22 protein-coding genes, 4 tRNA genes and 2 rRNA genes are annotated in these 25,882 nt (G+C 40.0%); 18 read left to right on the forward strand and 10 right to left on the reverse strand.

The window, feature by feature from the left end; genetic code table 11:
- Positions 1-69 precede the first annotated feature (69 nt).
- The 6 genes from MKY30_RS07575 to MKY30_RS07600 all read left to right on the forward strand — a co-directional run bounded on the left by MKY30_RS07575 (position 70) and on the right by MKY30_RS07600 (position 3,641).
- A tRNA-Ile gene (locus MKY30_RS07575) sits at positions 70-146 on the forward strand.
- 20 nt (positions 147-166) lie between these two features.
- Positions 167-239 (forward strand) — tRNA-Ala (locus MKY30_RS07580).
- A gap of 125 nt (positions 240-364) precedes the next feature.
- Positions 365-3,285: ribosomal RNA gene (locus MKY30_RS07585) — 23S ribosomal RNA — on the forward strand.
- Positions 3,286-3,345: 60 nt separating this feature from the next.
- Positions 3,346-3,461: ribosomal RNA gene (gene rrf, locus MKY30_RS07590) — 5S ribosomal RNA — on the forward strand.
- 29 nt (positions 3,462-3,490) lie between these two features.
- Positions 3,491-3,565, forward strand: a tRNA-Asn gene (locus MKY30_RS07595).
- 3 nt (positions 3,566-3,568) lie between these two features.
- Positions 3,569-3,641: transfer RNA gene (locus MKY30_RS07600), tRNA-Thr, on the forward strand.
- A 366-nt stretch (positions 3,642-4,007) separates the two neighbouring features.
- On the opposite strand, the gene MKY30_RS07605 is transcribed toward MKY30_RS07600, so the two are convergent.
- The gene (locus tag MKY30_RS07605) at positions 4,008-4,910 is read right to left on the reverse strand and encodes a glycine betaine ABC transporter substrate-binding protein (protein WP_246145299.1); all 903 of its coding nucleotides are present in this window, start codon (positions 4,908-4,910) and stop codon (positions 4,008-4,010) included.
- Between the two features lie 344 nt (positions 4,911-5,254).
- Between MKY30_RS07605 and MKY30_RS07610 the strand changes: the two genes are divergently transcribed.
- The gene (locus tag MKY30_RS07610) at positions 5,255-5,536 is read left to right on the forward strand and encodes a GNAT family N-acetyltransferase (protein ID WP_341085608.1); all 282 of its coding nucleotides are present in this window, start codon (positions 5,255-5,257) and stop codon (positions 5,534-5,536) included.
- A gap of 178 nt (positions 5,537-5,714) precedes the next feature.
- Here MKY30_RS07610 and MKY30_RS07615 read toward each other — a convergent pair whose 3' ends face one another.
- Both MKY30_RS07615 and MKY30_RS07620 read right to left on the reverse strand, forming a co-directional pair.
- A complete protein-coding gene (locus tag MKY30_RS07615) occupies positions 5,715-6,110 on the reverse strand; it encodes a VOC family protein (RefSeq protein ID WP_341083320.1) in 396 nt (131 codons plus the stop codon).
- A gap of 12 nt (positions 6,111-6,122) precedes the next feature.
- A complete protein-coding gene (locus MKY30_RS07620; protein WP_147212777.1) occupies positions 6,123-6,677 on the reverse strand; it encodes a glycerol-3-phosphate responsive antiterminator in 555 nt (184 codons plus the stop codon).
- Between the two features lie 371 nt (positions 6,678-7,048).
- On the opposite strand from MKY30_RS07620, the gene MKY30_RS07625 reads away from it, so the two are divergent.
- The 9 genes from MKY30_RS07625 (at position 7,049) to rpiB (ending at position 14,970) form a co-directional block, all read left to right on the forward strand.
- On the forward strand, positions 7,049-8,569 hold the full coding sequence (locus MKY30_RS07625; RefSeq protein ID WP_341083322.1) for an FGGY-family carbohydrate kinase: 1,521 nt from the start codon (positions 7,049-7,051) through the stop codon (positions 8,567-8,569).
- A 52-nt stretch (positions 8,570-8,621) separates the two neighbouring features.
- Positions 8,622-8,852: an HPr family phosphocarrier protein gene (locus MKY30_RS07630; protein WP_147212775.1), complete on the forward strand. Its 231-nt coding sequence runs from the start codon at positions 8,622-8,624 to the stop codon at positions 8,850-8,852.
- A gap of 207 nt (positions 8,853-9,059) precedes the next feature.
- Positions 9,060-9,296, forward strand: coding sequence for an HPr family phosphocarrier protein (locus MKY30_RS07635; RefSeq protein WP_156989187.1), 237 nt, complete (start codon positions 9,060-9,062; stop codon positions 9,294-9,296).
- Between the two features lie 497 nt (positions 9,297-9,793).
- Positions 9,794-10,189, forward strand: coding sequence for a dihydroxyacetone kinase phosphoryl donor subunit DhaM (gene dhaM, locus MKY30_RS07640; protein WP_147212773.1), 396 nt, complete (start codon positions 9,794-9,796; stop codon positions 10,187-10,189).
- Positions 10,190-10,283: 94 nt separating this feature from the next.
- On the forward strand, positions 10,284-11,276 hold the full coding sequence (locus MKY30_RS07645) for a dihydroxyacetone kinase subunit DhaK (protein WP_147212772.1): 993 nt from the start codon (positions 10,284-10,286) through the stop codon (positions 11,274-11,276).
- Positions 11,277-11,328: 52 nt separating this feature from the next.
- A complete protein-coding gene (gene dhaL / locus MKY30_RS07650) occupies positions 11,329-11,982 on the forward strand; it encodes a dihydroxyacetone kinase subunit DhaL (RefSeq protein WP_339284113.1) in 654 nt (217 codons plus the stop codon).
- Entirely contained in the window at positions 11,979-12,758 is a 780-nt protein-coding gene (gene tpiA / locus MKY30_RS07655; protein WP_341083324.1) for a triose-phosphate isomerase, read from the forward strand. The genes dhaL and tpiA overlap by 4 nt, the downstream gene beginning before the upstream one ends.
- A gap of 49 nt (positions 12,759-12,807) precedes the next feature.
- Entirely contained in the window at positions 12,808-14,301 is a 1,494-nt protein-coding gene (glpK, locus tag MKY30_RS07660) for a glycerol kinase GlpK (RefSeq protein WP_147212770.1), read from the forward strand.
- 186 nt (positions 14,302-14,487) lie between these two features.
- Complete coding sequence (gene rpiB / locus MKY30_RS07665; RefSeq protein ID WP_147212769.1) at positions 14,488-14,970, forward strand: ribose 5-phosphate isomerase B; 483 nt, start codon at positions 14,488-14,490, stop codon at positions 14,968-14,970.
- 139 nt (positions 14,971-15,109) lie between these two features.
- Here the strand turns inward: rpiB and MKY30_RS07670 are convergent, their stop codons facing one another.
- Positions 15,110-15,889: a DeoR/GlpR family DNA-binding transcription regulator gene (locus tag MKY30_RS07670; protein ID WP_147212768.1), complete on the reverse strand. Its 780-nt coding sequence runs from the start codon at positions 15,887-15,889 to the stop codon at positions 15,110-15,112.
- A gap of 384 nt (positions 15,890-16,273) precedes the next feature.
- Between MKY30_RS07670 and MKY30_RS07675 the strand changes: the two genes are divergently transcribed.
- Positions 16,274-17,041, forward strand: coding sequence for an SDR family oxidoreductase (locus MKY30_RS07675; protein ID WP_147212767.1), 768 nt, complete (start codon positions 16,274-16,276; stop codon positions 17,039-17,041).
- Between the two features lie 62 nt (positions 17,042-17,103).
- On the opposite strand, the gene MKY30_RS07680 is transcribed toward MKY30_RS07675, so the two are convergent.
- A complete protein-coding gene (locus tag MKY30_RS07680) occupies positions 17,104-18,753 on the reverse strand; it encodes a ribulokinase (protein WP_147212766.1) in 1,650 nt (549 codons plus the stop codon).
- 253 nt (positions 18,754-19,006) lie between these two features.
- Between MKY30_RS07680 and MKY30_RS07685 the strand changes: the two genes are divergently transcribed.
- Entirely contained in the window at positions 19,007-20,101 is a 1,095-nt protein-coding gene (locus MKY30_RS07685; protein WP_147212765.1) for an alcohol dehydrogenase catalytic domain-containing protein, read from the forward strand.
- Between the two features lie 60 nt (positions 20,102-20,161).
- Here MKY30_RS07685 and MKY30_RS07690 read toward each other — a convergent pair whose 3' ends face one another.
- The 5 genes from MKY30_RS07690 to MKY30_RS07710 all read right to left on the reverse strand — a co-directional run bounded on the left by MKY30_RS07690 (position 20,162) and on the right by MKY30_RS07710 (position 25,838).
- Entirely contained in the window at positions 20,162-20,938 is a 777-nt protein-coding gene (locus MKY30_RS07690; RefSeq protein WP_147212764.1) for an SDR family oxidoreductase, read from the reverse strand.
- Positions 20,939-21,084: 146 nt separating this feature from the next.
- Positions 21,085-22,026: a hypothetical protein gene (locus MKY30_RS07695; RefSeq protein WP_339284121.1), complete on the reverse strand. Its 942-nt coding sequence runs from the start codon at positions 22,024-22,026 to the stop codon at positions 21,085-21,087.
- 264 nt (positions 22,027-22,290) lie between these two features.
- Entirely contained in the window at positions 22,291-23,943 is a 1,653-nt protein-coding gene (locus tag MKY30_RS07700; protein WP_147212789.1) for a glycerol-3-phosphate dehydrogenase/oxidase, read from the reverse strand.
- 36 nt (positions 23,944-23,979) lie between these two features.
- Positions 23,980-24,987, reverse strand: coding sequence for a 2-hydroxyacid dehydrogenase (locus MKY30_RS07705; RefSeq protein WP_341083331.1), 1,008 nt, complete (start codon positions 24,985-24,987; stop codon positions 23,980-23,982).
- A 92-nt stretch (positions 24,988-25,079) separates the two neighbouring features.
- The gene (locus tag MKY30_RS07710) at positions 25,080-25,838 is read right to left on the reverse strand and encodes an SDR family NAD(P)-dependent oxidoreductase (protein ID WP_147212791.1); all 759 of its coding nucleotides are present in this window, start codon (positions 25,836-25,838) and stop codon (positions 25,080-25,082) included.
- Positions 25,839-25,882 lie beyond the last annotated feature (44 nt).

The following is a 25,882-nucleotide window of genomic DNA, read 5'->3' on the forward strand; positions in this document are numbered from 1 at the left end:
TCGTGTGGGCCATCGTACTTGGTTGTTTGGTTCAGTTTTGAGAGAGTAATTCTCTTTTAAAAATTAGATGGGCCTGTAGCTCAGCCGGTTAGAGCGCACGCCTGATAAGCGTGAGGTCGGTGGTTCGAGTCCACTCAGGCCCACCATCTAAATTATATATTATTATGGGGCCTTAGCTCAGCTGGGAGAGCGCCTGCCTTGCACGCAGGAGGTCAGCGGTTCGATCCCGCTAGGCTCCATTTTGTACCTTGAAAACTAAATAAGAGTAACAACGACATCAAACTTTAGAAATAAGGCAAAAAAAGCTATTGATATAGCAACACAACTGATTACGAAGTAATCAGCAAACTTATTCCAAAACTTTAGTTAAGTGAATAAGGGCGCACGGTGGATGCCTTGGCACTAGGAGCCGATGAAGGACGGGACTAACACCGATATGCCTCGGGGAGTTGTAAGTAAACTTTGATCCGGGGATTTCCGAATGGGGGAACCCACTGTTCGTAATGGGACAGGACATCTATCTGAATACATAGGGTAGATGAGGCAGACCCGGGGAACTGAAACATCTCAGTACCTGGAGGAAGAGAAAGAAAAATCGATTTCCTGAGTAGCGGCGAGCGAAACGGAAAGAGCCCAAACCAAGAAGCTTGCTTCTTGGGGTTGTAGGACACTCCATTGGAGTTACAAAGAAATTCTTTAAACGAATCGACTTGGAAAGGTCAGCCGAAGAAGGTAACAGCCCTGTAGTTGAAAAGGAATTTCCTCCGGAGTGTATCCTGAGTACGGCGGAACACGTGGAATTCCGTCGGAATCCGGGAGGACCATCTCCCAAGGCTAAATACTACCTAGTGACCGATAGTGAACCAGTACCGTGAGGGAAAGGTGAAAAGCACCCCGGAAGGGGAGTGAAATAGAACCTGAAACCGTGTGCCTACAAGTAGTCGGAGCCCGTTAATGGGTGACGGCGTACCTTTTGTAGAATGGACCGGCGAGTTACGATTGTATGCAAGGTTAAGTGGAAGACACGGAGCCGTAGCGAAAGCGAGTCTGAATAGGGCGAATGAGTATGCGGTCGTAGACCCGAAACCGTGTGATCTACCCATGTCCAGGGTGAAGGTCAGGTAACACTGACTGGAGGCCCGAACCCACGTATGTTGAAAAATGCGGGGATGAGGTGTGGGTAGCGGTGAAATTCCAATCGAACACGGAGATAGCTGGTTCTCTCCGAAATAGCTTTAGGGCTAGCCTCAAGATCGTGAGTACTGGAGGTAGAGCACTGATTGGACTAGGGGCCCCTACCGGGTTACCGAATTCAGTCAAACTCCGAATGCCAGTTACTTCAACTTGGGAGTCAGACTATGGGTGATAAGGTTCATAGTCGAAAGGGAAACAGCCCAGACCGCCAGCTAAGGTCCCAAAGTATACGTTAAGTGGAAAAGGATGTGGCGTTGCACAGACAACCAGGATGTTGGCTTAGAAGCAGCCATCATTGAAAGAGTGCGTAATAGCTCACTGGTCGAGTGACGCTGCGCCGAAAATGTACCGGGGCTAAACGTATCACCGAAGCTGCGGATTGTTCTTACGAACAATGGTAGGAGAGCGTTCAAAGTGCAGAGAAGTCAGACCGTGAGGACTGGTGGAGCGCTTTGAAGTGAGAATGCCGGTATGAGTAGCGAAAAAAGAGTGAGAATCTCTTTCACCGAATGCCTAAGGTTTCCTGAGGAAGGCTCGTCCTCTCAGGGTTAGTCGGGACCTAAGCCGAGGCCGACAGGCGTAGGCGATGGACAACAGGTTGATATTCCTGTACCACCTCATGATTGTTTGAACAATGGGGGGACGCAGGAGGATAAGGAGTGCGCACTGATGGATGTGCGTCCAAGCATGCGAGGAAGTCAGATAGGCAAATCCGTCTGACATATTTCTGAGCTGTGATGGGGAGGGAAATATAGTACCGAAGTTCCTGATTTCACACTGCCAAGAAAAGCCTCTAGTTAGATCATAGGTGCCCGTACCGCAAACCGACACAGGTAGGCGAGGAGAGAATCCTAAGGTGAGCGGGAGAACTCTCGTTAAGGAACTCGGCAAAATGACCCCGTAACTTCGGGAGAAGGGGTGCTCACTTGTGAGTGAGCCGCAGTGAATAGGCCCAAGCGACTGTTTAGCAAAAACACAGGTCTCTGCGAAGCCGAAAGGCGAAGTATAGGGGCTGACACCTGCCCGGTGCTGGAAGGTTAAGGGGAAGAGTTAGCTCTTCGGAGCGAAGCTTTGAACCGAAGCCCCAGTAAACGGCGGCCGTAACTATAACGGTCCTAAGGTAGCGAAATTCCTTGTCGGGTAAGTTCCGACCCGCACGAAAGGTGCAACGACTTGGGCACTGTCTCAACGAGAGACCCGGTGAAATTATACTATGCGTGAAGATGCGCATTACCCGCGACAGGACGGAAAGACCCCGTGGAGCTTTACTGTAGCCTGATATGGAATGTTTGTGCAGTTTGTACAGGATAGGTGGGAGCCTTTGAAGCGTGAGCGCCAGCTTACGTGGAGGCACCCGTGGGATACCACCCTAACTGTATGACCATTCTAACCCAGGACCGTAATCCGGTTCGGAGACAGTGTCAGGCGGGCAGTTTGACTGGGGCGGTCGCCTCCTAAAAGGTAACGGAGGCGCCCAAAGGTTCCCTCAGAATGGTTGGAAATCATTCGTAGAGTGTAAAGGCAGAAGGGAGCTTGACTGCGAGACCTACAAGTCGAGCAGGGACGAAAGTCGGGCTTAGTGATCCGGTGGTTCCGCATGGAAGGGCCATCGCTCAACGGATAAAAGCTACCCCGGGGATAACAGGCTTATCTCCCCCAAGAGTTCACATCGACGGGGAGGTTTGGCACCTCGATGTCGGCTCATCGCATCCTGGGGCTGTAGTCGGTCCCAAGGGTTGGGCTGTTCGCCCATTAAAGCGGTACGCGAGCTGGGTTCAGAACGTCGTGAGACAGTTCGGTCCCTATCCGTCGTGGGCGTTGGAAGTTTGAGAGGAGCTGTCCTTAGTACGAGAGGACCGGGATGGACACACCGCTGGTGTACCAGTTGTTCCGCCAGGAGCATAGCTGGGTAGCTACGTGTGGAAAGGATAAGTGCTGAAAGCATCTAAGCATGAAGCCCCCCTCAAGATGAAACTTCCCATCACTTCAAGTGAGTAAAATCCCTCAGAGACGATGAGGTTGATAGGTCCGAGGTGGAAGCGTGGCGACACGTGCAGCTGACGGATACTAATCGATTGAGGACTTATCTAAGTTTTTTGATGTCACGTTACTCTTATTTAGTTTTCAGGGTGCAAATCCTAAATAAATAAGTCTGGTAGCGATAGCGAAGAGGTCACACCTGTTTCCATGCCGAACACAGAAGTTAAGTTCTTCAGCGCCAATGGTAGTTGGGGGCTTCCCCCTGCAAGAGTAGGACGCCGCCAGGCTTATTTTTTTACCTAAATTTAATTTGTATTCCACAGTAGCTCAGTGGTAGAGCAATCGGCTGTTAACCGATCGGTCGTAGGTTCGAATCCTACCTGTGGAGCCATTTGCTTCCATAGCTCAGCCGGTAGAGCACTTCCATGGTAAGGAAGGGGTCAGCGGTTCAAGTCCGCTTGGAAGCTTTACTAAAAACGCTGATATAAAAGGGCGTGCTTCAATTTGAAGCACGCCCTTTTATATCTATGTATCAATCCTGCCAATCAAAATAATAGTTTTAAGGAATTTTAAGGGTTTTAACTGATTTATTAAAATGGAAAATATCCACCATTTCAGCTTCATGAAGTAATCAAAGAAGAGCATTCCCATTTAGATTTGGGAATGCTCTATTAAAATTGACCACAATTAGGAATAATTAGTGTATTTAAGTGCAAATATAAGATCTTCAGGTCTTTTATATACTCAATAGCGCTCATATTATAATGATTGAACATTTGAAAAGTCTGCTTTATTTAGCATCGTGCATATTGTTTTTTATAGCTTAGAAAGTACTATTCTTTTGGTTCTAAATCTTCGAGAGAATCAATATCCATATAAGCTGGTACAGCTAAGCCGGTCTTGGCACCCTCTAAATTAGGTCCCAAATCTTCAAAATTACTTTCGTATTGCTCATATAATTCGGCATGTGTCACTGGCATCCAGACTGCTAATGACGCATCAGCGCTCCCTGTTGCTATCGATTCAAACATAATAGCTGGATCAACCTGTGTCAGTGTCACATTAAAGCCTTGTTGTTCTAGTGCAATTTTAGCAACGTTTGCTGTGAAAATGGCATCATCCCAAGGTAAAAGAGCCAGTTCTATAGAAGTTCCATCCACAGAGCTTACCCCTTCCGTCCATTCTGCAACAATATCCTGATTAGCATCTGCCCAATCTTGTGCTACTTCAGCAAAGTCCTTTTCCTGGGATTCTAATAATGCTTCTTCTAAATCTGGAAGCTCTAATTGTATACGATCAAGAACGGTATAAGCTTCAGGCATATCATTCTCCAAGCCTTCTCTTATAATCGTTGTGATCTGTTCTTCATCTCCATGAATACCCTGTGGATCATCTAAATATTTTATATCCCACTTGGCAAACATATAGTGCGGAGACCATGCACTAAAGACGATTGGTTCTTCATTGTCAATCGCATCACTTAATTGTGTTAACATTGCTCCTGCTGAAGACAGTTCCTGTTCCCAGCCGGCAAGGTTATCGTATGAAGCTAAAACTTCTTCATTTTTTTGAGTTTGTCCAGCGCCGGGTTCGGTACCAGTAATTGTATAATCCAGTTCTTCACTAATACTAGATTCAGATTGTGCGCTCTCATCATCGGAACCGCAACCTGCGACAATTAGAGATAAGGATAGACCAGCTATTATCCCCAGCCTTTTCCATGTAAAGTTCATCATATGTAAAAATATCCTCCTATTATATATTACTTTTTTAATAGCTTCATCAACTGCGGCACAACTATGATATTTATTACGAGCAAGCAAACTTAATGCTATACTTATTAGTCTTTTAACTCAAACGTTAAAACCAGTTATTTCTGTGCAAATAATTTGCTAAAACATGGTTAGACATAGTTTTCTAGAAAAGAACAGCTTTTTACTCCGATTATCTCTGTATTACACATTTTTAGCGTATTTTAGTTAAAAGCTTATGCTGTAACAGGTATGATTTGTCGGAAATACAGCAAATAGACAGGGAGAAGGTGTAAGATTTAGTATGTTGTTAATAAAAGCATTTTACTATAAATGATTTTATAAAAAGAAGTATAGGTTATGCTATCTTACATGAAGGAAAAGCAGCTTCTGCAGCAACCCCATTGAGTATAAATGACGATGATATTGAGATTGCCACACATCCTCAATATAGAAAAAAAGGTTTGGCGACTATAGCAGCCTCTGAGCTTGACTTGATAATGAATAAGTACCCAAGCCAGGATAGGTCAAATCGAGAATCCTTAGAACCAGCTAAAAAGCTGGGCTATAAATTTAAGAATAAGATCTTTTCAGACCAGGATGTATCATGAGTATTGAGGATAATGATATATACCTGTTACCAGTCAAAAGAAAGTATTATATATACAAAAAAGCAAAACCTTTAACATGTAAGGAATTGCTTTTTTATTTAGAAATTTCTATTTCCGTATTCCAGATAAATGAACATATACATGAGATTTTCTCAAAATTTATCTTAGCTAAAACATATTAAGGTGCAACCAATTCTACTTTCACTCTATCCGGATCCTCAAAATAAACAGCATAATGATTCTCTCCTCCCGCAAATGGGTGGCGGTCAGAGTATAGAATAGTAACTCCTCTTTGCTGAAGCTTTTTCGTCATTTCATCTACAAATTCCCGTGAGCTTGCATGAAAGGCTAAATGATTTAGACCGGTCCGGCATCGATGATAGGGAATGTCTAAAAACCTTTCTTCTGTCTGCACAAATACAAGATAAGTATCTTCAAGCTTCCAGCTCTGACCACCTTCCCATTTTTGGAAAGACGTGTATCCGAGTTCTCTTAAGAACCAGCCCCAAAAGGCAGTGGATTTACTCAAATCAGAAACATAAAGCTCAATATGATGGATTAAACCATGAGTCAAAAAATCTTCCCCCTATTCATTCCAGATATCTTTACAGCTTGTTGTAGCTCCAAAGAATCCTAATTTCTCTGCTTTGTCAAAGTCTTCTTTCTCACTCATAAAACCACTTAAAATATAGGGGACATCACGCGTTTGATGGAATTCTTGAAAAAACTTCATACCAAAAAGGCCCGGTCTTAGCTCAACCATATCAGCTTTTGATTCTTGGACAATTTTCAGAGCTGCATCCAATGCAATGGAATCCTCCAAAACGATACGCTGGATAGTCATTAAACCGGCAGTTTTTGCCATACTTATTTTAGAGGTCCCTTTTGCAATGATAAGGTCCACCTTGAAATGTTGTTTTAATAATTTAATTCCGATAGAATCTGCGTTAAATCCACTAAGCAATTCAAGATTAACAATTACTTTTTTATTTGCCTGATGACATAAATCAACTAAATTTTTCAAATTACCAATATGTGCATTTGTAAGAGCAATATACTTATGTGGGCTTTTTAATGCATCAGAAAGATATTTTAAATCTTTAACAGAAGGTATAACTTCTAATGATTGATAAGTGCTCATAAAAGTTTATCCAACTCCAATCCTGCTTCAGTACTATAATGTTATAGAATACCTGTGACAATGTCAAAAATTTAAATGAAATAAAAATTTATATCGAAATATACCATTATTTTGTTGGAGGAAATTTACATCTGATAATAATTTTTGTTTTCTGACAAATTTAATGACGTATATCTTGACAGATAGATTATGTCTCATGTAATATAAATTTAAATAAAGTGTAAGCACTTTCTTTTACAACAAAATATATTGAAGTTGAATAGTGAGATGAATTCAGCTAAAGACCCACATCTTGTCAGGCGGTATTATAGTGGGGTCTTTAGCTTTTTTATTTTTAAATTGTAAGGGTTTTCAAAAGGGGGAGAAAAAGAATGTATTTAATTGGTATTGATGCGGGAAATACATCTATTAAGACAAATCTTTTTGATACAAAGGGGAAGGTTATTGCTTCATATGCAACGAGCAGTATGCGTTTACGACCACGGGGGAAAGGCTTTGAAGAGTTTGATGTAGATGCTTTAGGTGATTCTACTTATGAAAGTATTAGAGAAACAATTAAACAGGCCAACATAAATCCTGCTGAGATTAAAGGTGTCGGGATTACATCTTTTGGAAATGGTCTAGTAGTTCTAGATAAAGATGGAAGTACGATAGCACCGGGCGCTTTCTCACAGGATTACCGTGCAACGGACATTGTTGAACAGATGATAGCAGAAGGCAAAGCAGCTCAGGTTAATAAAATTACAAAGGCCTCTTTATTTGCTGGACAGCCTGGTCCATTATTAAGATGGTTTAAAGATAATGAACCACATGTTTATAGTAAAATAGGAACTATCCTTATGTTTAAAGACTATCTTGTTTATAAACTGACCAATCAATTTGCTGCAGATGCTAATAACTTCGGGGGATCCAATTTATTAAATATGGAAACACTAGATTACTCTAAAGAGTTGATGGATATTTTTGGTGTTCCTGAAATGTACGAAGTATTACCAAGGTTAGCAAAGAAGCCGGAAGAAATTATTGGAGAAGTAACCGATGAAGCAGCAGCAAAAACGGGTCTGTTAGCCGGTACCCCTGTTGCTGCTGGTATGATGGATGTATTTGCTTCTCTTGTCGGAGCTGGTGCTACGGATGAGGGGACATTTACTGCTGTAGCAGGAACATGGTCCATTAACCTGGCACATACCGACAAAATGGTAGAGGGGGCTTCAGCAATCATGCCTTACTTAAATAGTGAAGAATACCTGGTCGGTTCCTGGTCAGGTGCATCAGGTGCAAATTATGAGTGGTTTACCAGAATTCTTGGCGGGAATGCAAAATTAGAAGCACAGGAAAGAGGTATTTCTTATTATGAGGTGCTTGATGAGCTGATCGATCTTGTTCCCATTGAAAGAACAAAAGTTATCTATCACCCATTCGTGGCGCAGCCAAGTCTGCATACAGAAGCAAAAGCAAACTTCTTTAATGTTGATCAGAACACGACGTATGCTGAATTTGCTTATGCAGTAGCAGAAGGAGTGTCCTTCGTGCATAAGTACCATATCGATATTTTACGCAATGCAGGTATTAAAGCAGATAAATTACGATTAACTGGAGGTATTGCACGCAGTAAAGTATGGGCTAGGATATTTGCTAATGTACTTGAGCTGCCTATTGAAGTAGTAGATTGTGAGGAGGTCGGCGCATTAGGAGCTGCTATTGTTGCGGGTGTAGCAACAGGCGTTTACGAAAGCTATGAGGATGCTTTTGCAAATGCAGTTAATGTTCTTCCTGCTGTTAATCCAGATGCTTCAACCTATCCTTTATATGAAGCGCGTTATAAAGAGTGGTATACATTAACTGAAATTATGAAATTATACTGGGATAAAAAACGTGACAACGAAATTTAAGTAAACTATTAGAAAAAATATAAAAATATCCATTTTATAAAGGAGGATGACAATGGTTGAACGCACTGTAAAGCTGGAGAAGATTAATGATGTAAAAGAATTTGTAGAGACGATGACAAAATTTGATTATCAGGTGGATATTATCTCCGGCAGATATGTAATGAATGCAAAATCTATACTGGGAATATTTAGTTTGGATCTTACACAGCCTTTAACATTAAAGATACATGCTGATGAATGTGATGATTTATTGGCAGCAATTAAACCGTATTTAGTTGATTAATAAAATGAAATAATAGCAGCTATTAAAAGAATCAATATTACTTGTGTATCTGGTGTTTTGAAAAGTTTACAAAGTACTAGAGGAATGAGAAAATAAAGATAACTATTGTCCAAGTATGATAGCAAGGATACATAGTTTGGACACAATAATAGCTGCTCCTGTAAGCTATGATAAAGGAGGCAACAGGAGGTATAAAGGAGGAATTTGATGGTTGAGCGTTATGTCAGCTTAGAAAAGATTAATGATGTAAAGGATTTTGTAGAAATTGTATCACGTTATGATTATAAGGTAGATATTATTTCAGATACGTATGTATTGAGTGCTAAATCAATCATGGGTATATTTAGCCTGGACTTGACGAAGCCACTAAAGTTAAGAATCCATGCAGACAGCTGTGATGATTTATTAGCAGATATTGCACCTTATCTCAGTGAACAGATATAAAGCAAAGCAATGAATAAGGATGTTCATCAGCAGTTATCAGAATAAAATAAAGAGATGCGTCACCCTGCAAAGAAGACTTGCATTATTATTCGGCTAATGTCGATCCTCTCTCAAAGGACGGGGCGCAATCTCTATGTTTTTGGTGTACATGACATTACGGTGCAGATATTGTGACAAATATTTTCGGTGGAGCGAGTAACCGCACAGCGCCAGTCTTGGCACTAATTCTGGGATGGAACATTCTCAATCTGTAAAGACGTTTTGCTTTTCGAATTTTCTTGGCTGCAATAATGCAGTAAATGCAAAGATATTCTTAGTAAATCGAATTGAAATAAAAACAAATAAAAAAATATGCAGATTTCGAAAAAAAGTGATATGATATTACTATAAATATATGTTCAAAAAACTTGGATAAACAAAAGACTTTTTGCCGGGTATTTTGAATAGCTGTAAATGTTAAGTATAAGTTTATCACTTTGATAAAGGAGAAATAAACGATGGCAAATAACGCTCAATCATCCGTAGGTATTGTTTTGGTATCACACAGTCAAAAGGTAACAGAAGGATTGAAGGATCTTATCCTCGAGATGAATGGTGATAATGTAAACGTTCACTCGGCCGGAGGTACAGATGATGGCCGTCTGGGAACCAGCGCTACAATCATCATGAGTAAAATTGAGGAGCTTCAGGATTGTGAAAACATCTTGGTTTTCTATGATATGGGAAGTGCGTTGTTAAGCGCAGAGACTGCAATTGATTTATTAGATGAAGATTTACAGGCAAAATGTAAAATTGTAGAAGGACCAATTGTAGAAGGCGCGTTTGTTGCTTCTGTACAATCAACCATTACAAATGATATTGACGCAATTATTGAAGAAGTGTCCAAGCTGTAACAGCTTGCCTTCTTATACGCCATACTGAAAGGGTTTTCAATTCGTTTTGAAATAGGTTATAAAAATATATATCTAGGAATTGGAGGAAAATAAAATGAAACGTTTAGTCAATGATGGTTATGAGGTTGTTGAGGAGCTGCTGGAAGGGTTTACTAAAGCAAATAGTGATTATGTAGAGCTATTAGAACATGATAAACGTGTTGTTGTCAGCAAGAAACGCGGTGATAAAAGCAAAGTAGGAATTATCATTGGCGGTGGATCAGGACACGAGCCATTGTTCATTAACTATGTAGGTGAAAACTTTGCAGACGCTTCTGTAGTCGGTAACGTAAATACTTCTCCCTCTCCAGAGCCTTGCTACAATGCTGTAAAAGCAGTAGATACTGGAAAAGGCTGCCTTTACATGTACGGTAACTATGCCGGTGACGTGATGAATTTTGATATGGGTGCTGAAATGGCTGCTGATGAAGGCATTCAGGTAGAAACAGTAACAATAACGGATGATGTATATTCTTCTGAAAATATAGAAGACCGCCGTGGTGTTGCCGGCGATATCTTTGTATTTAAAGCTGCAGCTGCCGCGGCTGCAAAAGGATTAGAACTTCCAGAGGTAAAGGCTGCAGCTGAAAAGGCAAATGCTGCTACCAGATCAATGGGGGTTGCATTATCCTCTTGTACATTACCTGCTACTGGTAAAAATATCTTTGAAATGGAAGAAGGAGATATGGAAATCGGTATGGGTATCCATGGTGAGCCTGGAGTAAGAAGAGATAAGATTCGTCCCGCTGACGAAGTGGTTGATGAACTTTTAGGATATATTTTAGAAGACCACAGCTTAGACAGCGGCGATGAAACTTATGTGCTTGTTAACGGACTTGGCGGATTGCCGTTAATGGATCAATATATCGTATATCGCCGTGTAGAGCAAGTATTAAGTGAAAAAGGCATTAAAGTTTATAAAAACCTCGTAGGGAACTACGCAACATCCATGGACATGGTAGGGATGTCTATCACACTGGTAAAATTAGATGATGAATTAAAAGAATTATTGGACTATCCAACGGATATTCCAAACATCAAATTCTAAGCAATAATTAGCATATATTCTTCAATTTGAGAATATGATGGAGGGAAATTCTATGTCAACACTTGTATTAGATAGAGAATATTTTATAAATGTTTTTCGTGATATGCTCCCGTTTGTAGACAAAGAGTCAGAGCATTTGCAGCAGTTGGATTCTGCAATTGGAGATGGCGATCATGGTATTAATTTAACAATCGGTTTTCGGGAAGTAACAAAGCAGTTAGACACGATTAATGAGAATGCAGCAGACATCTCAACCATCTTTAAAAAGGTAGGTATGCTTCTTCTCGGTAAAGTCGGGGGTTCTTCTGGTCCGCTTTACGGCAGCTTTTTCATGAAGGCTGGCAAGGATGTTACCGGTAAAAATGAAGTTACCTTCGATGAATTTTGCGGCATGCTTTTAAATGGTATCGAATCTATTCAGCTTAGAGGGAAAGCTGAACTTGGTGATAAAACAATGATTGATGCTTTTCTTCCTGGAGCTGAGGTGCTGAAGCAAGATTCTCCAGAGGATCCTGTTGAGAAATTTACTGCTTTTGTAGAAGCGATGAAAGAAGGCGCTGAATCAACGATACCCCTTATTGCTAAAAAAGGCCGCGCTATGCGTTTAGGCGAGCGTGCTATCGGTCATAAAGATCCAGGGGCGGAATCCGCCTGGATGATGATGGAAGTGTTCTTAAAACGTTTGAAAGAGGCGGCTTCTGCATGATGAGGAAGCCAGTCGTTGGAATCAGCTATAAAACATATGTCAATACGGTCGATAAGGCAACGGAATTGGTGAAGGCTCTTGCCGAGGTTACCACAAACGAAAAAGATGTAGAAAAATTCGTCTTTCCGTCCCTGGGAGTTATATATCCTGTGGCACAAGCGTTAAAAGGATCTGAAATTGCTTTTGGAGCACAAAATATTTCCCCTTATGAAAATGGAGCTTATACAGGAGAGGTTTCTATTGAGTCCATTATCGATTTGGGCGGGACGCATGTTGAAATTGGACATGCAGAGAGACAGCGTATTTTTCATGAAACACTTGATATGATTCATTTAAAAACAAAACTCACCCTGGAAAAAGGGCTGACTCCGGTATTATGTATTGGGGAAGGAGTGCGTCTGGATAACAGGGCAGAGCGGAAACAAGAACTAAAGAAACAAATTCTTGCTTCTTTTGGTGAAGTGAATGAAGCCCTTATTGAAAAGGTTATTTTAGCCTATGAGCCGGTGTGGGCAATCGGGAAGGCAGAAGCAGCTGATGCAGCATATGTACATCAGACCCATGAATTAATCCGGGAGATTGTTAAAGAATCATACAGCACAGAATTAGCAGAATCTGTCCGCATTATCTATGGCGGATCAGTAAGCAAGGATAATGTTTATGAGATTACTTCTCATGATGATGTGGATGGAGTATTTATTGGACGGTTCGGACATGATCCGGCCAACTATAAACAAATTCTTGATACTGTGAAGCAAGTGAAATTGAAGGGTTAATTACTTCATATATTTTATATGAAGAACATATAAAAGGAGATGGTAATTAATGAGTAAGAAATATATTCTATCCATTGACCAGGGCACTACAAGTTCACGCGCTATTTTATTTGATCATGACGGCTCCATTGTTGAGGTTGCTCAAAAGGAATTCGAACAATTCTTCCCGCATCCAGGCTGGGTAGAACACGATGCGAATGAAATCTGGACATCTGTACTAGCCTGTATTGCTGAGGTTTTACGAAAATCGGATATAGATCCCGATCAGGTTGCAGGTATTGGTATCACCAATCAAAGGGAAACAGCAGTAGTTTGGGATAAAAATACAGGCAGACCGGTTTATAAAGCGATTGTCTGGCAATCACGGCAAACAGAAGGCATTTGTAAAGAGCTTAGAGAAGCAGGCCATAATGATTTATTCAGAGAAAAAACAGGGCTGTTACTGGATCCTTATTTCTCCGGAACAAAAGTAAAATGGATTCTTGATAATGTAGAAGGCGCCAGAGAAAAAGCGGACAAGGGCGACTTGTTATTCGGCACAATCGATACATGGTTAGTTTATAAACTATCAGGTGGAAAATCTCATATTACCGATTACTCCAATGCATCCCGCACACTCATGTTCAATATCTATGATTTGAAATGGGATGATGAGCTATTAGATATTTTAGGCGTACCGAAAAGTATGCTCCCAGAGGTAAGGCAATCCTCTGAAGTTTACGCTAATACAGTGGATTATCATTTCTATGGACAGGAAGTTCCGATTGCAGGAATCGCAGGAGACCAGCAGGCTGCATTGTTTGGTCAGGCATGCTTTGAAAGAGGGATGGCGAAGAACACGTATGGTACAGGCTGTTTCATGTTAATGAATACAGGTGAAAAAGGTGTTGCATCTAAAAACGGTCTTTTAACAACACTTGCTTGGGGGATTGACGGCAAGGTAGAATATGCACTTGAAGGAAGTATTTTCGTAGCTGGTTCTGCAATTCAATGGCTGCGCGATGGTCTGAAAATCATTGAAAATGCTCCAGCAAGTGAAGATTTTGCTAAAAAAGTTGATTCTACAGACGGTGTTTATATGGTCCCGGCATTTGTCGGTCTAGGTACACCTTATTGGGATAGTGATGCACGCGGTGCTGTGTTCGGCTTAACACGCGGTACTTCGAAAGAGCATTTTATCCGTGCAACATTAGAGTCTCTTGCTTATCAGACAAAAGATGTGCTGGATGCAATGATTACTGACTCTGAAATTGATTTGAAGGCTTTACGTGTTGATGGAGGAGCAGTAAAGAATGATTTCTTAATGCAATTCCAAAGCGATATTCTGAATGTTCCAGTGGAACGTCCTGTTGTACAGGAAACAACAGCACTAGGATCTGCTTATCTGGCAGGGTTGGCTGTAGGGTATTGGAAGGATAAGGATGAAATCGCAAAACAATGGCAAAATGAAAAGACATATGAAGCAGAAATGGATAAGGCAGAGAGTGATAAGCTTTATAAAGGATGGCAGAAAGCTGTAGAAGCTACCCGGGTATTTAAATAATAGTTGGTTAAAAGAGAGCACCTTTCCTTCCGTAGAATAAAAGTCCGTAAAATGGATTCTGATTCGAAAGAGGAAGGGTTTCTTTCATTTATTGTTGAATTGATTAAAAACAATAAAAAAAGTTGATAAAAGAAAAGCTAAGGTATATAATGAAAATAGATAAAATAAATGAGAGGAGCTTTCATAATGAAAATTGGTATTGGTGGAGATCACAACGGATATGGATTAAAAGAAACGTTAAAGAAATTTATTGAAGAATCCACAGATCATGAAGTAGTAGATTTTGGAGCTCATTCCAGTGAAGCTGTTGACTACCCGGGAGTTGCTTTTGAAGTAGCCGAGGCAGTCAGTGAGAAGAAGGTAGACCGCGGTGTACTTGTTTGTGGTACAGGTCTTGGCGTTGCTATTGCAGCTAACAAATACCCAGGAATCCGTGCAGCAACAACACATGACACTTATTCTGCAGAACGTGCTCAATTAAGTAATAACGCTCAAATCATTACACTTGGCGCTCAGGTTATTGGGCCGGAATCAGCGAAAAAAGTAGTTGAGGCATATTTAAATGTAGAATGGGCTGGCGGCTCTCAGCGTAAAGTAGATCAGATTGTAGACAGAGAAAGCCAATTTCTTGATCAAAACTTTAAAGATGCGGCAAAAGGCTCCTGCTAATGGCTTTTGCGTAAATAATAGAAGCACTGTATGAATGTTGATACAGTGCTTTTTTATCGTTCAGGATTGTCTGTAACAAAATTCCCGTTGAATCGGATTTTGTTTTTATGTGCCGCAACTTTATAATCAATGCTGATAATTATAATGCAGAAACGACTTGAATATTATGCTTGGCAAGCACCTGTTCGATATCTGGATCAATTGCATTATTCGTAATAAGCACATCTACCTGTTCTGTACTTGCAAATGGAGCACTGGAAGTAATTCCGATTTTAGAATGATCAATGACAGCAACAATTTTCTGTGCTCTATTAACCATCTGTTTTTTTAATTCTACCTCATATAAATTAAAATCAGTCAGACCATTTTCTACTGAAAAACCATTGGCAGATGTGAAGAGAATATCGATATGAAGCTTGTCTAACAACTCTACACCTAATGTACCTTCAATAGTTGAAGACCCTTTTGTCACTACACCACCAATTAAAATAACCGTAATATTTGGGTTGTCCTTTAGCTCTAACGCTGTCTGAATTCCGCTTGTTACAACTGTCAAGCGAATCATTTTCTGGTTAAGATACCGTGCTAATTCAAGAGCAGTTGAACTGGCATCGAGCAAAATGCATTGCTTTTCCTCAATAAGATGGAAAGCTTCCTTTGCAATTAATGATTTTTCTTTCCGGTTTTGCTTTTCACGCACAGAAAAACTTGTGTCAAAGTCGGGCTGGTTTTGTTGGGTTAACATCGCACCGCCATGAGTACGCGTCAGAAGGCCATCCTTCTCCATTTTGTTTAGATCCGTACGCAGGGTTGCTTCAGATACACCAATTTGCTCTGATAATTCTTTAACAGTCAGCCGCTGCTTATCATGCAGGAGCTCCATTATCTTATTTCTTCTTTCCGTCACAAACATTTTCATTATCCGTCATCCTCGTATAAAATTATCTATTCTTAACTCCTAATTTATCACTTAATAACCATTCGTCAAATTCTTACTACTCAAATAAAGAAGAATAAATTAATTTTCAGAATCACTCTATAAGTAAACGCTCTAAGTGGGACGAATAAACGCAGCTCTGGCCCCAGTCCCAGCTTAGTTCTGATCAGTAAAAAAACCTTTGAGTAAATCCTCCTTTTAGCGGTAACTATATATTGTATTGTATCACAAAATGAACAAATAAAATAATAAATGAAAATGTTTGACAAGTTTTTGATAAGTGATAAAATTAAATTGTAAGCGCTACATCAAGGTTTATCAGCTATAAAAGTTTTTAGTCATAAATTAAAAAGGGAGTGTTCATTAATGAGTTTCCAAGGTTATGACAAGGATTTCAAAATTACAGACAAAGTAGCTATTATTACAGGCGGAGCGAGCGGAATTGGACAGGCAATTGCAGAGTTCTATATTGAAAAAGGTGCAAAGGTAGCGGTTTTTGATGTAAAAGAAGATGTTGCGGACGCTGCTAAAGAAATTGGCGGAGAGAATGCTATTGGGGTAAGAGTAGACATTACAGACGGTGAAAGCATTCAGGGAGCAATTGATCAAACCGTAGAACATTTTGGAAAAGTAGATATCCTGGTAAACTGTGCAGGTGTAGCTTTACTGGATGATGCAGAGAACATTTCTGATGACTATTGGCAAAAAACAATTGATTTAAACTTAACAGGTACATTTAAAATGTCACAGCTTGTTGGTAAGCAGATGATTGCACAGGGACATGGCGGAAAGATTATTAACATGGCTTCTCAGGCAGCAATTATTGCACTCGATAACCACGTAGCATATTGTGCAAGTAAAGCCGGGGTTGTTAGTGTAACGAAGGTATTAGCTTATGAGTGGGCACAATTTAATATTACTGTAAACGCTATTTCTCCAACAGTTATTTTAACAGAACTGGGTAAGAAAGCCTGGGCTGGTGAAGTAGGGGAGCAGGCAAAACGTGAAATTCCACTTGGCCGTTTCGGTTATCCGGAGGAAGTTGCGGGTATCGCATTATTCTTAGCAAGTGATGCTGCAAATCTGATCACAGGTGAGAATATTGTAATTGATGGTGGAAATACAATTAAGTAAATAAAATATATACTAAAACAAAAGCAACAGCTTCGTTACAGTAACGGAGCTGTTGCTTTTGTTTATACAGTTTCCTGCTTTTCCTGTATTTCTTTTAAATCTTTCATGACATGGAATAAATGTTTAAATCCAAATTCATCATGAAGCTTGTTATAAATTTTAAAAAGCTCTTGATATTTTTCTACATTTTCAGGGATGGGCTCTACTGTTTTCAGGAATGGCTGCTTCATTTTTGAAATGGTTGTATCCATATCCTTATGAGCGTCCCCTGCAACAGCCCCTAGAATAGCTGCACCAACGCCAGATGCGTAATCACTTGCTGAAACTGTGATTGGGCGGTTTAGCACATCTGCATAGATTTGCATGAGCAGATCAGATTTTTGAGGGAGACCGCCTGATGCGAAAACGTCGTCAACCTCCATGCCCCAGTCCTCATAGGATGCCATAATAATTTTTGTTCCAAAGGCCGTTGCCTCCATATAAGCGCGGTAGATATCTTCCGCTTTTGTATGAAGTGTCAGTCCGATTAAAAGCCCGCTTAAATTACTGTCACTGAGTACAGAACGGTTTCCATTATGCCAATCTAATGCAAGAAGACCAGATTCTCCAACTTCTTTTTTACTTGCCTTTTCTTCTAGCAATTCATAGATACTGATACCGCGTTCTTCGGCTTCATCAGTGTACTCTTTAGGAGCCTGCTTTACCGCGTATCCAAATAAATCACCAACAGCTGACTGACCTGCTTCATAAGCATATAAACCAGGGATAATAGAGTCTTTTACACTGCCGGATATTCCAGGGATTTTTACATGCTTCTCATGGAGCATAATATGACATGTGCTTGTTCCCATAACGAGTGTTAATTGATTTTTCTTTTTGGAGCCGATGCCTAATAACCCGGAATGCGCATCAATGATAGCTGGTGCTACAGGAAGTTTTTCTGGAAGGCCCAGCATCTTACTGAATTCATCGGTAAGTACCCCAGCCTGCTCACCAATTTTTACAAGGCGTCCTTCTAATTTTTCTCGGACGATCGCTGGTAATTCGGGATCCAGTTTTTCATAAAAATCATAATAGAAGCCTTCTTCTTCATTCCAAAATGTCTTAAATCCCCGGCCGCAATTACTGCGGACATTCTCATCGATAAGGTTGGAAATAACCCAATCCCCGGCTTCCATCACATAAGCGGTCTGCTCAAGCATGTCTGGAGCATGATTTTTTACTTCCAGCAGCTTTGGAATCAGCCACTCACTGCTGACATTAAAACCATAATAACCAAGCCAGCGGTCTTTATCCTTTACGGCGGTATTAAAGATGTATTTTGCTTCCTCTTCCGCACCGTGATGTTTCCATAGCTTTGTATAAGCATGGGGATTATTTTTATTTTCTTCTTTTTCATTTAAAGGTGTTAAATTTTTATCTGCAAATACGACAGTGGAGGCTGTAAAGTCAATTCCTAAACCAACAATTTCATCAGGATTTATATTTGCTTCTTTTAAAGCTGCGGGTACTCCGCGTTTAAGAACATCGATATAGTCAGTTGCATCTTGTAATGAGAATGAGGATGGGACAGGGTTCCCGTTTAAGTTTTCTTCTATCGTTCCGGAACGGTAATCTATAACACTCATAGCTGCAATTTCCCCGCTGTTTGTATCAACAATCATTACTCTGCCGGAGCCGGTTCCAAAATCGACACCAATGGAATAGGTCATTTAAAAAATCCTCCCTTTTTGTAAGCGTTCTCTAATTTGATTATACTTTAATAGTGTGAAATTTGCTAGTAAATGAATGTAAATGAGAGAAAATAAAAAAGAAAAAATTGACGTGTCTCCATAATCGATTTACTATTAAGATAGAAAGATTTTATCCATAATAAAATGCCTATCAGGCTTTTATATGAAATGTACAAAACTGGGAATTTCGATTTTATTTAAAAAACCAAAATAAAGGAATGAGGTATGCTACATGTCACTAAATGTTATTTCGAATGTCTACCGTTTAACAGCTCCAGGAACTTTTGAAGCAGTAGAGGTGGAACGCACGGTAAGTGGTAATGATGTTGTTGTTCGTCCACATATTGTAAGCGTTTGTCATGCGGATCTTCGTTATTATACTGGTAACCGCAGGAAAGAAGCGTTAGAGGCTAAACTGCCAATGGCTTTATTTCATGAAGGTATTGGAACGGTGACTAATTCAAAACATCCTTCTTTTAAGGAGGGGGATCGTGTTGTTATCGTACCAAGCATTCCAGGTTTTGTTTTAAATAATATATCAAAAGAAGAATGCTGTCGAAATTGCCGTGATGGTGGAGATGATAACTATTGCTTAAATGGTGAATTTCTTGGAAGCGGATACGACGGAATAGGTCAAAGTGATTTAGTTATCAGCGGTGAAAATCTTGTACTTGTTCCAGATGAATTAGAGGACGATACAGCCATTCTGGCAGAATTATGCTCTGTATCGCTTTATGCAATTAATAGAGTGGGAAAATCTTTAACAACAGCAAATTCTCCAAAAGTTGCTGTATTTGGTGATGGCCCTGTAGGTTATTTAACAGCTGCTGCACTACATTTTGTCTGTGGAATCGAGAAGGAGAATTTACTTGTGTTCGGCGCAATTGAAGATAAAATTGCTCAATTTGAAAGCTTCGCAACAACAGCACTTGTTCATGACTATGATTTTAAAGCTGTCGAAGGAGTAAATACCGTATTTGAATGTACCGGCGGCAAATTTAGCTCATCTGCTATTAATCAATCTATCGATTTATTAGATTATGATAGCAATCTTGTGTTAATGGGGGTAACGGAAGACTTAGTACCAATTAATACAAGAGATATTCTTGAAAAAGGAATTACTGTAAAGGGAAGCTCTCGCAGTACAGGGAAGGAATTCAGGCAGCTGATGGAGGCATTTAAAAATCCGGGCTACCGTGAAGTTTTAAGTAAATTAATTCCGGAAGAGCATTTTATTGTAGAATCTCCAGAGGATATGCGAAAAGCGATGGAGCATGATGCAAATTATCGCGGCTGGATTAAAACATATCTTACATTAAAATGGTAGAAGCTGAAATAATAACAGCCTTCATTCAATCTGAGAATGAAGGCTGTTATTATTATTTTATTAAACTAAAGTATATCCGCCATCTACTATAAAGTCAGATCCAGTTGCATAGGAGCTGACGTCGCTTGCCAGGAACAGAGCTATTGCCTGCAGCTCTTCTGGTTTTCCAAGACGTTTTTGTGGTGTTGCAGCTTCCCATTCAGCAATTAACGGTTTTAGCTTTTCATTTTTATATAGTAAATCTGTGCCGATATATCCCGGGCTGATTGTATTTACACGAATATTATGATCCGCCCACTCTACTGCCAGTGATTTAGATAAGTGAATAACAGCCGCTTTAGAAGCGTTGTAAGAGCTTTGAGGCTGTGGAATATTAACAATACTTCCTGACATAGAGCCTGTGTTGATAATAGATCCGCCATCGCCTTGTTTAATCATCTGTCTGCCGGCTGCTCTGTTTGTTAAGAAAACAGCGTTTAGATTTAGATTAATGACTTTATTCCAGTCTTCAAAAGACATTTCTTCAGCTGGGATATTCATTGTAATGCCTGCATTGGCAAAAGCAATGTCGATTCTGCCGAATTCGCTTACAATAGTTTCAATCATTGTGTTAACAGCATCTTCATTTGTTACGTCAGCTTGTACAGCAATAACCTTTGGGCCGATAGAAGAAAGCTCTTCAGCTGCTGCCTGGGCAGTTTCTAAATTAATATCGACAATAGCAACATCAGCACCTGCTTCTAATAGTCCTTTTGAAATCGCTTTCCCAATTCCGCCTGCTCCACCAGTGATAAATGCTTTCTTGCCATCTAAACGAAACTTTTCAATAATTCCCATGAAATACAGCTCCTTTTTAAGTGTCAGTCCTGTTTAATCTATTCTATTTTACCATTTTAACTGGTAATTTCCAATTAAAGTACTTTGAATAGACTAAATTATCACTCAAAAGGTAGAGACTTTTTACTCTAAATTATAAAAGAATTTTAAATTAATGGCGCAACAATCCCTAGAATAACAAAGCTCCATATTGCGATTACAATTGCCGGCATATCGACGTGCGTATCAACATGTGTATTGAACAGCCGCTGTACATATTCTCCTGTGATAACGGCAAATAGACCGAATAGGGCTGCCAGCCACGGACTTCCCAGTGCAATTGCTGCAAAACCCGCAACCATGGATACGTGGTGGGAGACAGGAAATTTTAATCCAAAATATAAGAAAATCAGAGACGCTGCACTAATGGTGAAACCGATGTTGTTTATATCTAAGGCAATTGCTGCATAACCTACCAGACCTGCAAATGAAAATCCCCAAATAGCGTTGAAAAGTAACATTTTTCCTGAGAACGGAAAGCGTTTTTCATTCGCAGGGAAGATACCTGTTAAACCGGAATGACCGAATAAGAAACGCGTAATAATAGCAAAAGTAACAACGGTTAAAGCAATGGTATCAATCGGAATATCTAAAACAGGTCCATATAAATATTGAACTAAATAACCTAAAATACCAAATATTCCCCCAACGATAAGCACCATTGGATCTGTTGTTTTAAACAATGGAACAGTTGTATCTGCACCGTCAACATGTCTGTCATCTTCAGCAAAAATTTTCTCTTTATCCTCATGATCTCCAAGAACAGTCTTTGCATCGACTGGATTAGTAAGAAATGCAGCATTCTCTAAACGTTTTTTACTGATTCTGCCTGCATATGCAGCCGCTGCCACAGCGCCGACAAAGGCTACATGTGGACCGAAAAACGGACCGAAAGCAACATGATCTAAGATCAGTGTACTGCCGGCTGCTACAGCTGCAGCAACGCCGGCCATTCCTAGGAACCCGGTAAAGATAAAGGCTGTCGTACCCCCGATAAGTGCACCAAATACACCGCCGCCAAAAGCAGCTAAAATCGCAACTAAAGTCATTCTAATTCCTCCCTAAATGCATGTTTTTGATAAAAATGGATATTTACTAGGTTTTTATAAATGGTAGTAAATCAAGTTATTTACGTCCAATACAGCTTAAGGATTTAAAAGTTATATTTCTCCATAATTTGGATAAGGGAAAATATTGTGGACGCTTACAACGCGATAAATTAATTATATAACTTGGTAAGAATCTTGTCTACATCTAATTGAAAGCACTTTCATTAATGGTTTAACAGTACAAAATTCTTAATGAAAACTTTCTTATTTATCTAAGAAAGTTACTGCTTTATGATGTGTATATAACGTTTTTCTTTTTTGTTCGTCCATAGTATTTTTGTCCCAATTAAGCAGTTCGGCCATTTCCTCAGCTGCTGCATTCAAGGTTTCTAATACTTTATTTGGTTTAAATAAGACATAGCTTGTACGACGATCATAGAAATCTGTTAACGTAGCAGCCATTTCGTTCTCGACAGTGTATTTAACTTCTGCACGTATATTGCGGGATTTTTTATCAAAATCTTTTTTGTCATAGTCTGCTACCTCTTTTAGAAACACCTCTGTATTAGAACCATAACGTTCAACATAGTCTGATATTTCTTGTTTAGAGAAACCGAGCTGCCGGTAGCTTCCATAAAGCTTTTGAATGAGCTGCTCTATTTCCTCAGAAGATGAAAACTTTCCGCCGGTTAAGTGGACAGATTCTGTGATAGAAGCAGTCTTTTTCTCTTTATTCTTTTTTTCTATATATTGCATGATACGCTCAGCCATTTTTCGGTAGCCGGTTAATTTTCCTCCGGCGATGGTAATAAGCCCAGTGTCTGATTCAAATATCTCGTCATGTCTGGAGAGCTCAGCTGAAGATTTTCCTTCTTCGCCAATTAATGGCCGAACCCCGGCCCAACTGGAGATAACATCTGAAATATTTAAGTTTACAGCTGGGAACATGTCTTTGAGGCAGTCTAATAGATAAGTAACCTCAGATTTATTAACATGAATATCCTCGATATCTTCTGTATAAATAGATTCTGTCGAACCGACATAGGTAGTGTCTCCTCTTGGAATAACTGCAATCAACCGGCCCTTATGCTGAAAATACGTGGACGATTGTACAGGCAATTTATTTCTATCGAAGACAATGTGAATTCCTTTAGCAAGAACCATATATTTTCCTTTGATTGGCCGATCCTTTTTCCTGACAAAATCTACCCAAGGGCCGGCTGCGTTGACGATATAATTTGCTGTGATTTTCAGTGTTCTTCCGCTTAATTCATCCTTAGCGACAATTCCTTTCACCTGGTTGTCAGGATTTTGGATGAAGTCTGTCATTCTTACGTAATTAAGCAGCTTTGCCCCGCGTTCTTGGGCCGTCTTTGCAACTTCCAGCGTGAGACGGCTGTCATCAGTGCGATATTCTACATAGACACCACTTCCTTGAACAATTTTCTTGTTGAAAAGAGGCTCGTTTTTCATGGTTTTGCGTTTTCCATAAATGGTATGACGTTCATCTTTTCTTACACCAGCCAAACGATCATATAAAGTCAGCCCTGCTTTTAAGGTTGCCAGATTATAAGATTCCTTTTTGATAAGCGGAAAATTCATCCAGATAGGGTGCACAAGATGTCTGGCATTATTAAATACAATTTCGCGCTCGCTTCCGGTCTCTTTTACTACCGGGAAGTCAAAATTTTGCAGGTATTTTAATCCACCATGAATTAATTTAGTAGACCTGCTGCTTGTACCTGAAGCGAAGTCATTCTTCTCAATGAGGGCTACCTTGAGACCCCGTGTAGCAGCATCAAGTGCAATTCCAGCTCCTGTAATACCGCCCCCGATAATTAATACATCAAATTGCTCCTGCTCCATTTCTTGGATGACGGAGGGACGTGATAAAGTTGAGAAAGCTTTTTGTTCCATATATATGCTCCTTTACAGATCAAATATTTCTTTATTTTAATGATTAAATAAATCAGATTCCTTTAATAAACGGGTCATTAATAAATCAGGTGTATTTTTAAAGGCATCATTAGTGCTTCCAGCAAGATGTGTTGTCACTGTTACATTATCTAATTGCAGGAACGGGCTGCTTAAAGGAAGCGGCTCGTCATCAAATGTATCAATCGCAGCGCCCATAATTTCTTTTTTTTGTAATGCTTGAATGAGGTCTTGCTCATTTACAAGGCCAGATCGTGCGGAATTAACAAAGATTGCGGTCTTTTTCATTTTTTCAAAATGCTCGTAACGAATCATATGCTTCGTATCTTCTGTTAATCTGCCATGCAGCGTAACAACATCTGCTGTTTCAAGTAACGTATCGAGCTTGTCCACTTGCTGGAAATTTGTTTCTCCTTTGAAATATGGATCATAAAAGACGACGTTCATATCAAAAGCTGCTAAAAACCTCCCTACAAGCTGTCCAATATTTCCATATCCGATAATACCTGCAGTCCGACCGCCTAACTCAGGGATTGTCTCACTATTTGGGAAATTCTTACGCCAGTGTCCATTCCTTAAAGCTGTATGTGCGCGTGTAATATTTCGAATTTCAGAAAGGATTAACCCAACTGCGAATTCAGCAACACTGCGGGCGTTTCTTCCAGGTGTGTTGAAGACAGATATATTTAAATCATTTGCTACGTTATGATTGATATTTTCTGTGCCGCCACGAAGAACCCCGACCAGCTTTAGATTCGTAGCAGCTCTTAATACTTTTTCATTAATTGGAGCAAATTGTGTAATGATGATATCAAATGTATCAATATCACCAAGCAGCGAATCAGGGAGGGAAATGACTTCACTGCCGCCTTGTTCCACGGCTAAGTTATCCTCCTGCAGTGCCTCAATATTTTTATGTGTCCATTCACGGACAGTTACTTCAACACCTTGATTTTCTAATTTTTTAAGTCCGGCCTGCATCATTTCTTTTGGAATGAATAAGTCGGCAAATGCTAAACACTTCATTTACTGGGCATGTTTCTCTTGTTGTCAGGCTCCAAGTGAAACGCCCTTCACCTCTTTTCTTTTTTACATTTTCATCTATTTTTTAATAAGAATCATCGCATCAGCATCCCGCCAGTAGCATCAATTGTTGCTCCGGTGATATAACCGGCTCTTTTTGAAACTAAGAAGGCAGCAATATCAGCAATATCACCAGGCTGTGCAACTCTGCCAAGCGGAATCCGATTCACATAATAAGAAGCGTCCTTTTCTAATTTTTCACGAATCATATCTGTTTCTACAATGCCAAGCGCAAGGTTATTGACGCGGATACCATCCTTTGCATGTTCGCGTGCCATGGATTTTGTGAAAGCTATCATTCCCGCTTTGCTTGCGGCGTAATGTGAATGACCGGTGGTTGAGCCGTGGAAAGCTGCCTGGGATGTTATATTAAGAATTTCTCCTGGCTGTTCTATTTCTAAACAATGGTTTAAGAACGCCTGGGATGTCAGAAATACAGAAGTGAGATTCACATCTAAGGTTGTATTCCAATCTTCTAATTTAATAGATTTCACATAGCCTGTAGGCCAGATTGCTGCATTATTTACCAGAATATCTAATGTTCCGAATGCTTTGATGCTTTGGGAAATAATAGAAACTGCATCATCTGCATTTGCCAGGTTTGCATGAATAGCAAGCCCTTTTTGTCCGGTAGCCTCAATAGCTTTTACCACTTCATCGGCTTTTTCCCGATTGCTTTGATAAGTAACAACAACATTTGCACCTTCATTTGCAAGAGTTAAGGCGATTTCTTTTCCAACACCTCTGGACCCGCCAGTGACAATCGCTGTTTTATTTTTAATTCCTAAATCCATCTTTTTCATTCCTCCTCACTTTTTAAATAACCTCTTGGAAGAAG

It is taken from the genome of Oceanobacillus sp. FSL W8-0428 (assembly GCF_038004405.1).
GTDB lineage: Bacteria > Bacillota > Bacilli > Bacillales > Amphibacillaceae > Oceanobacillus > Oceanobacillus sojae.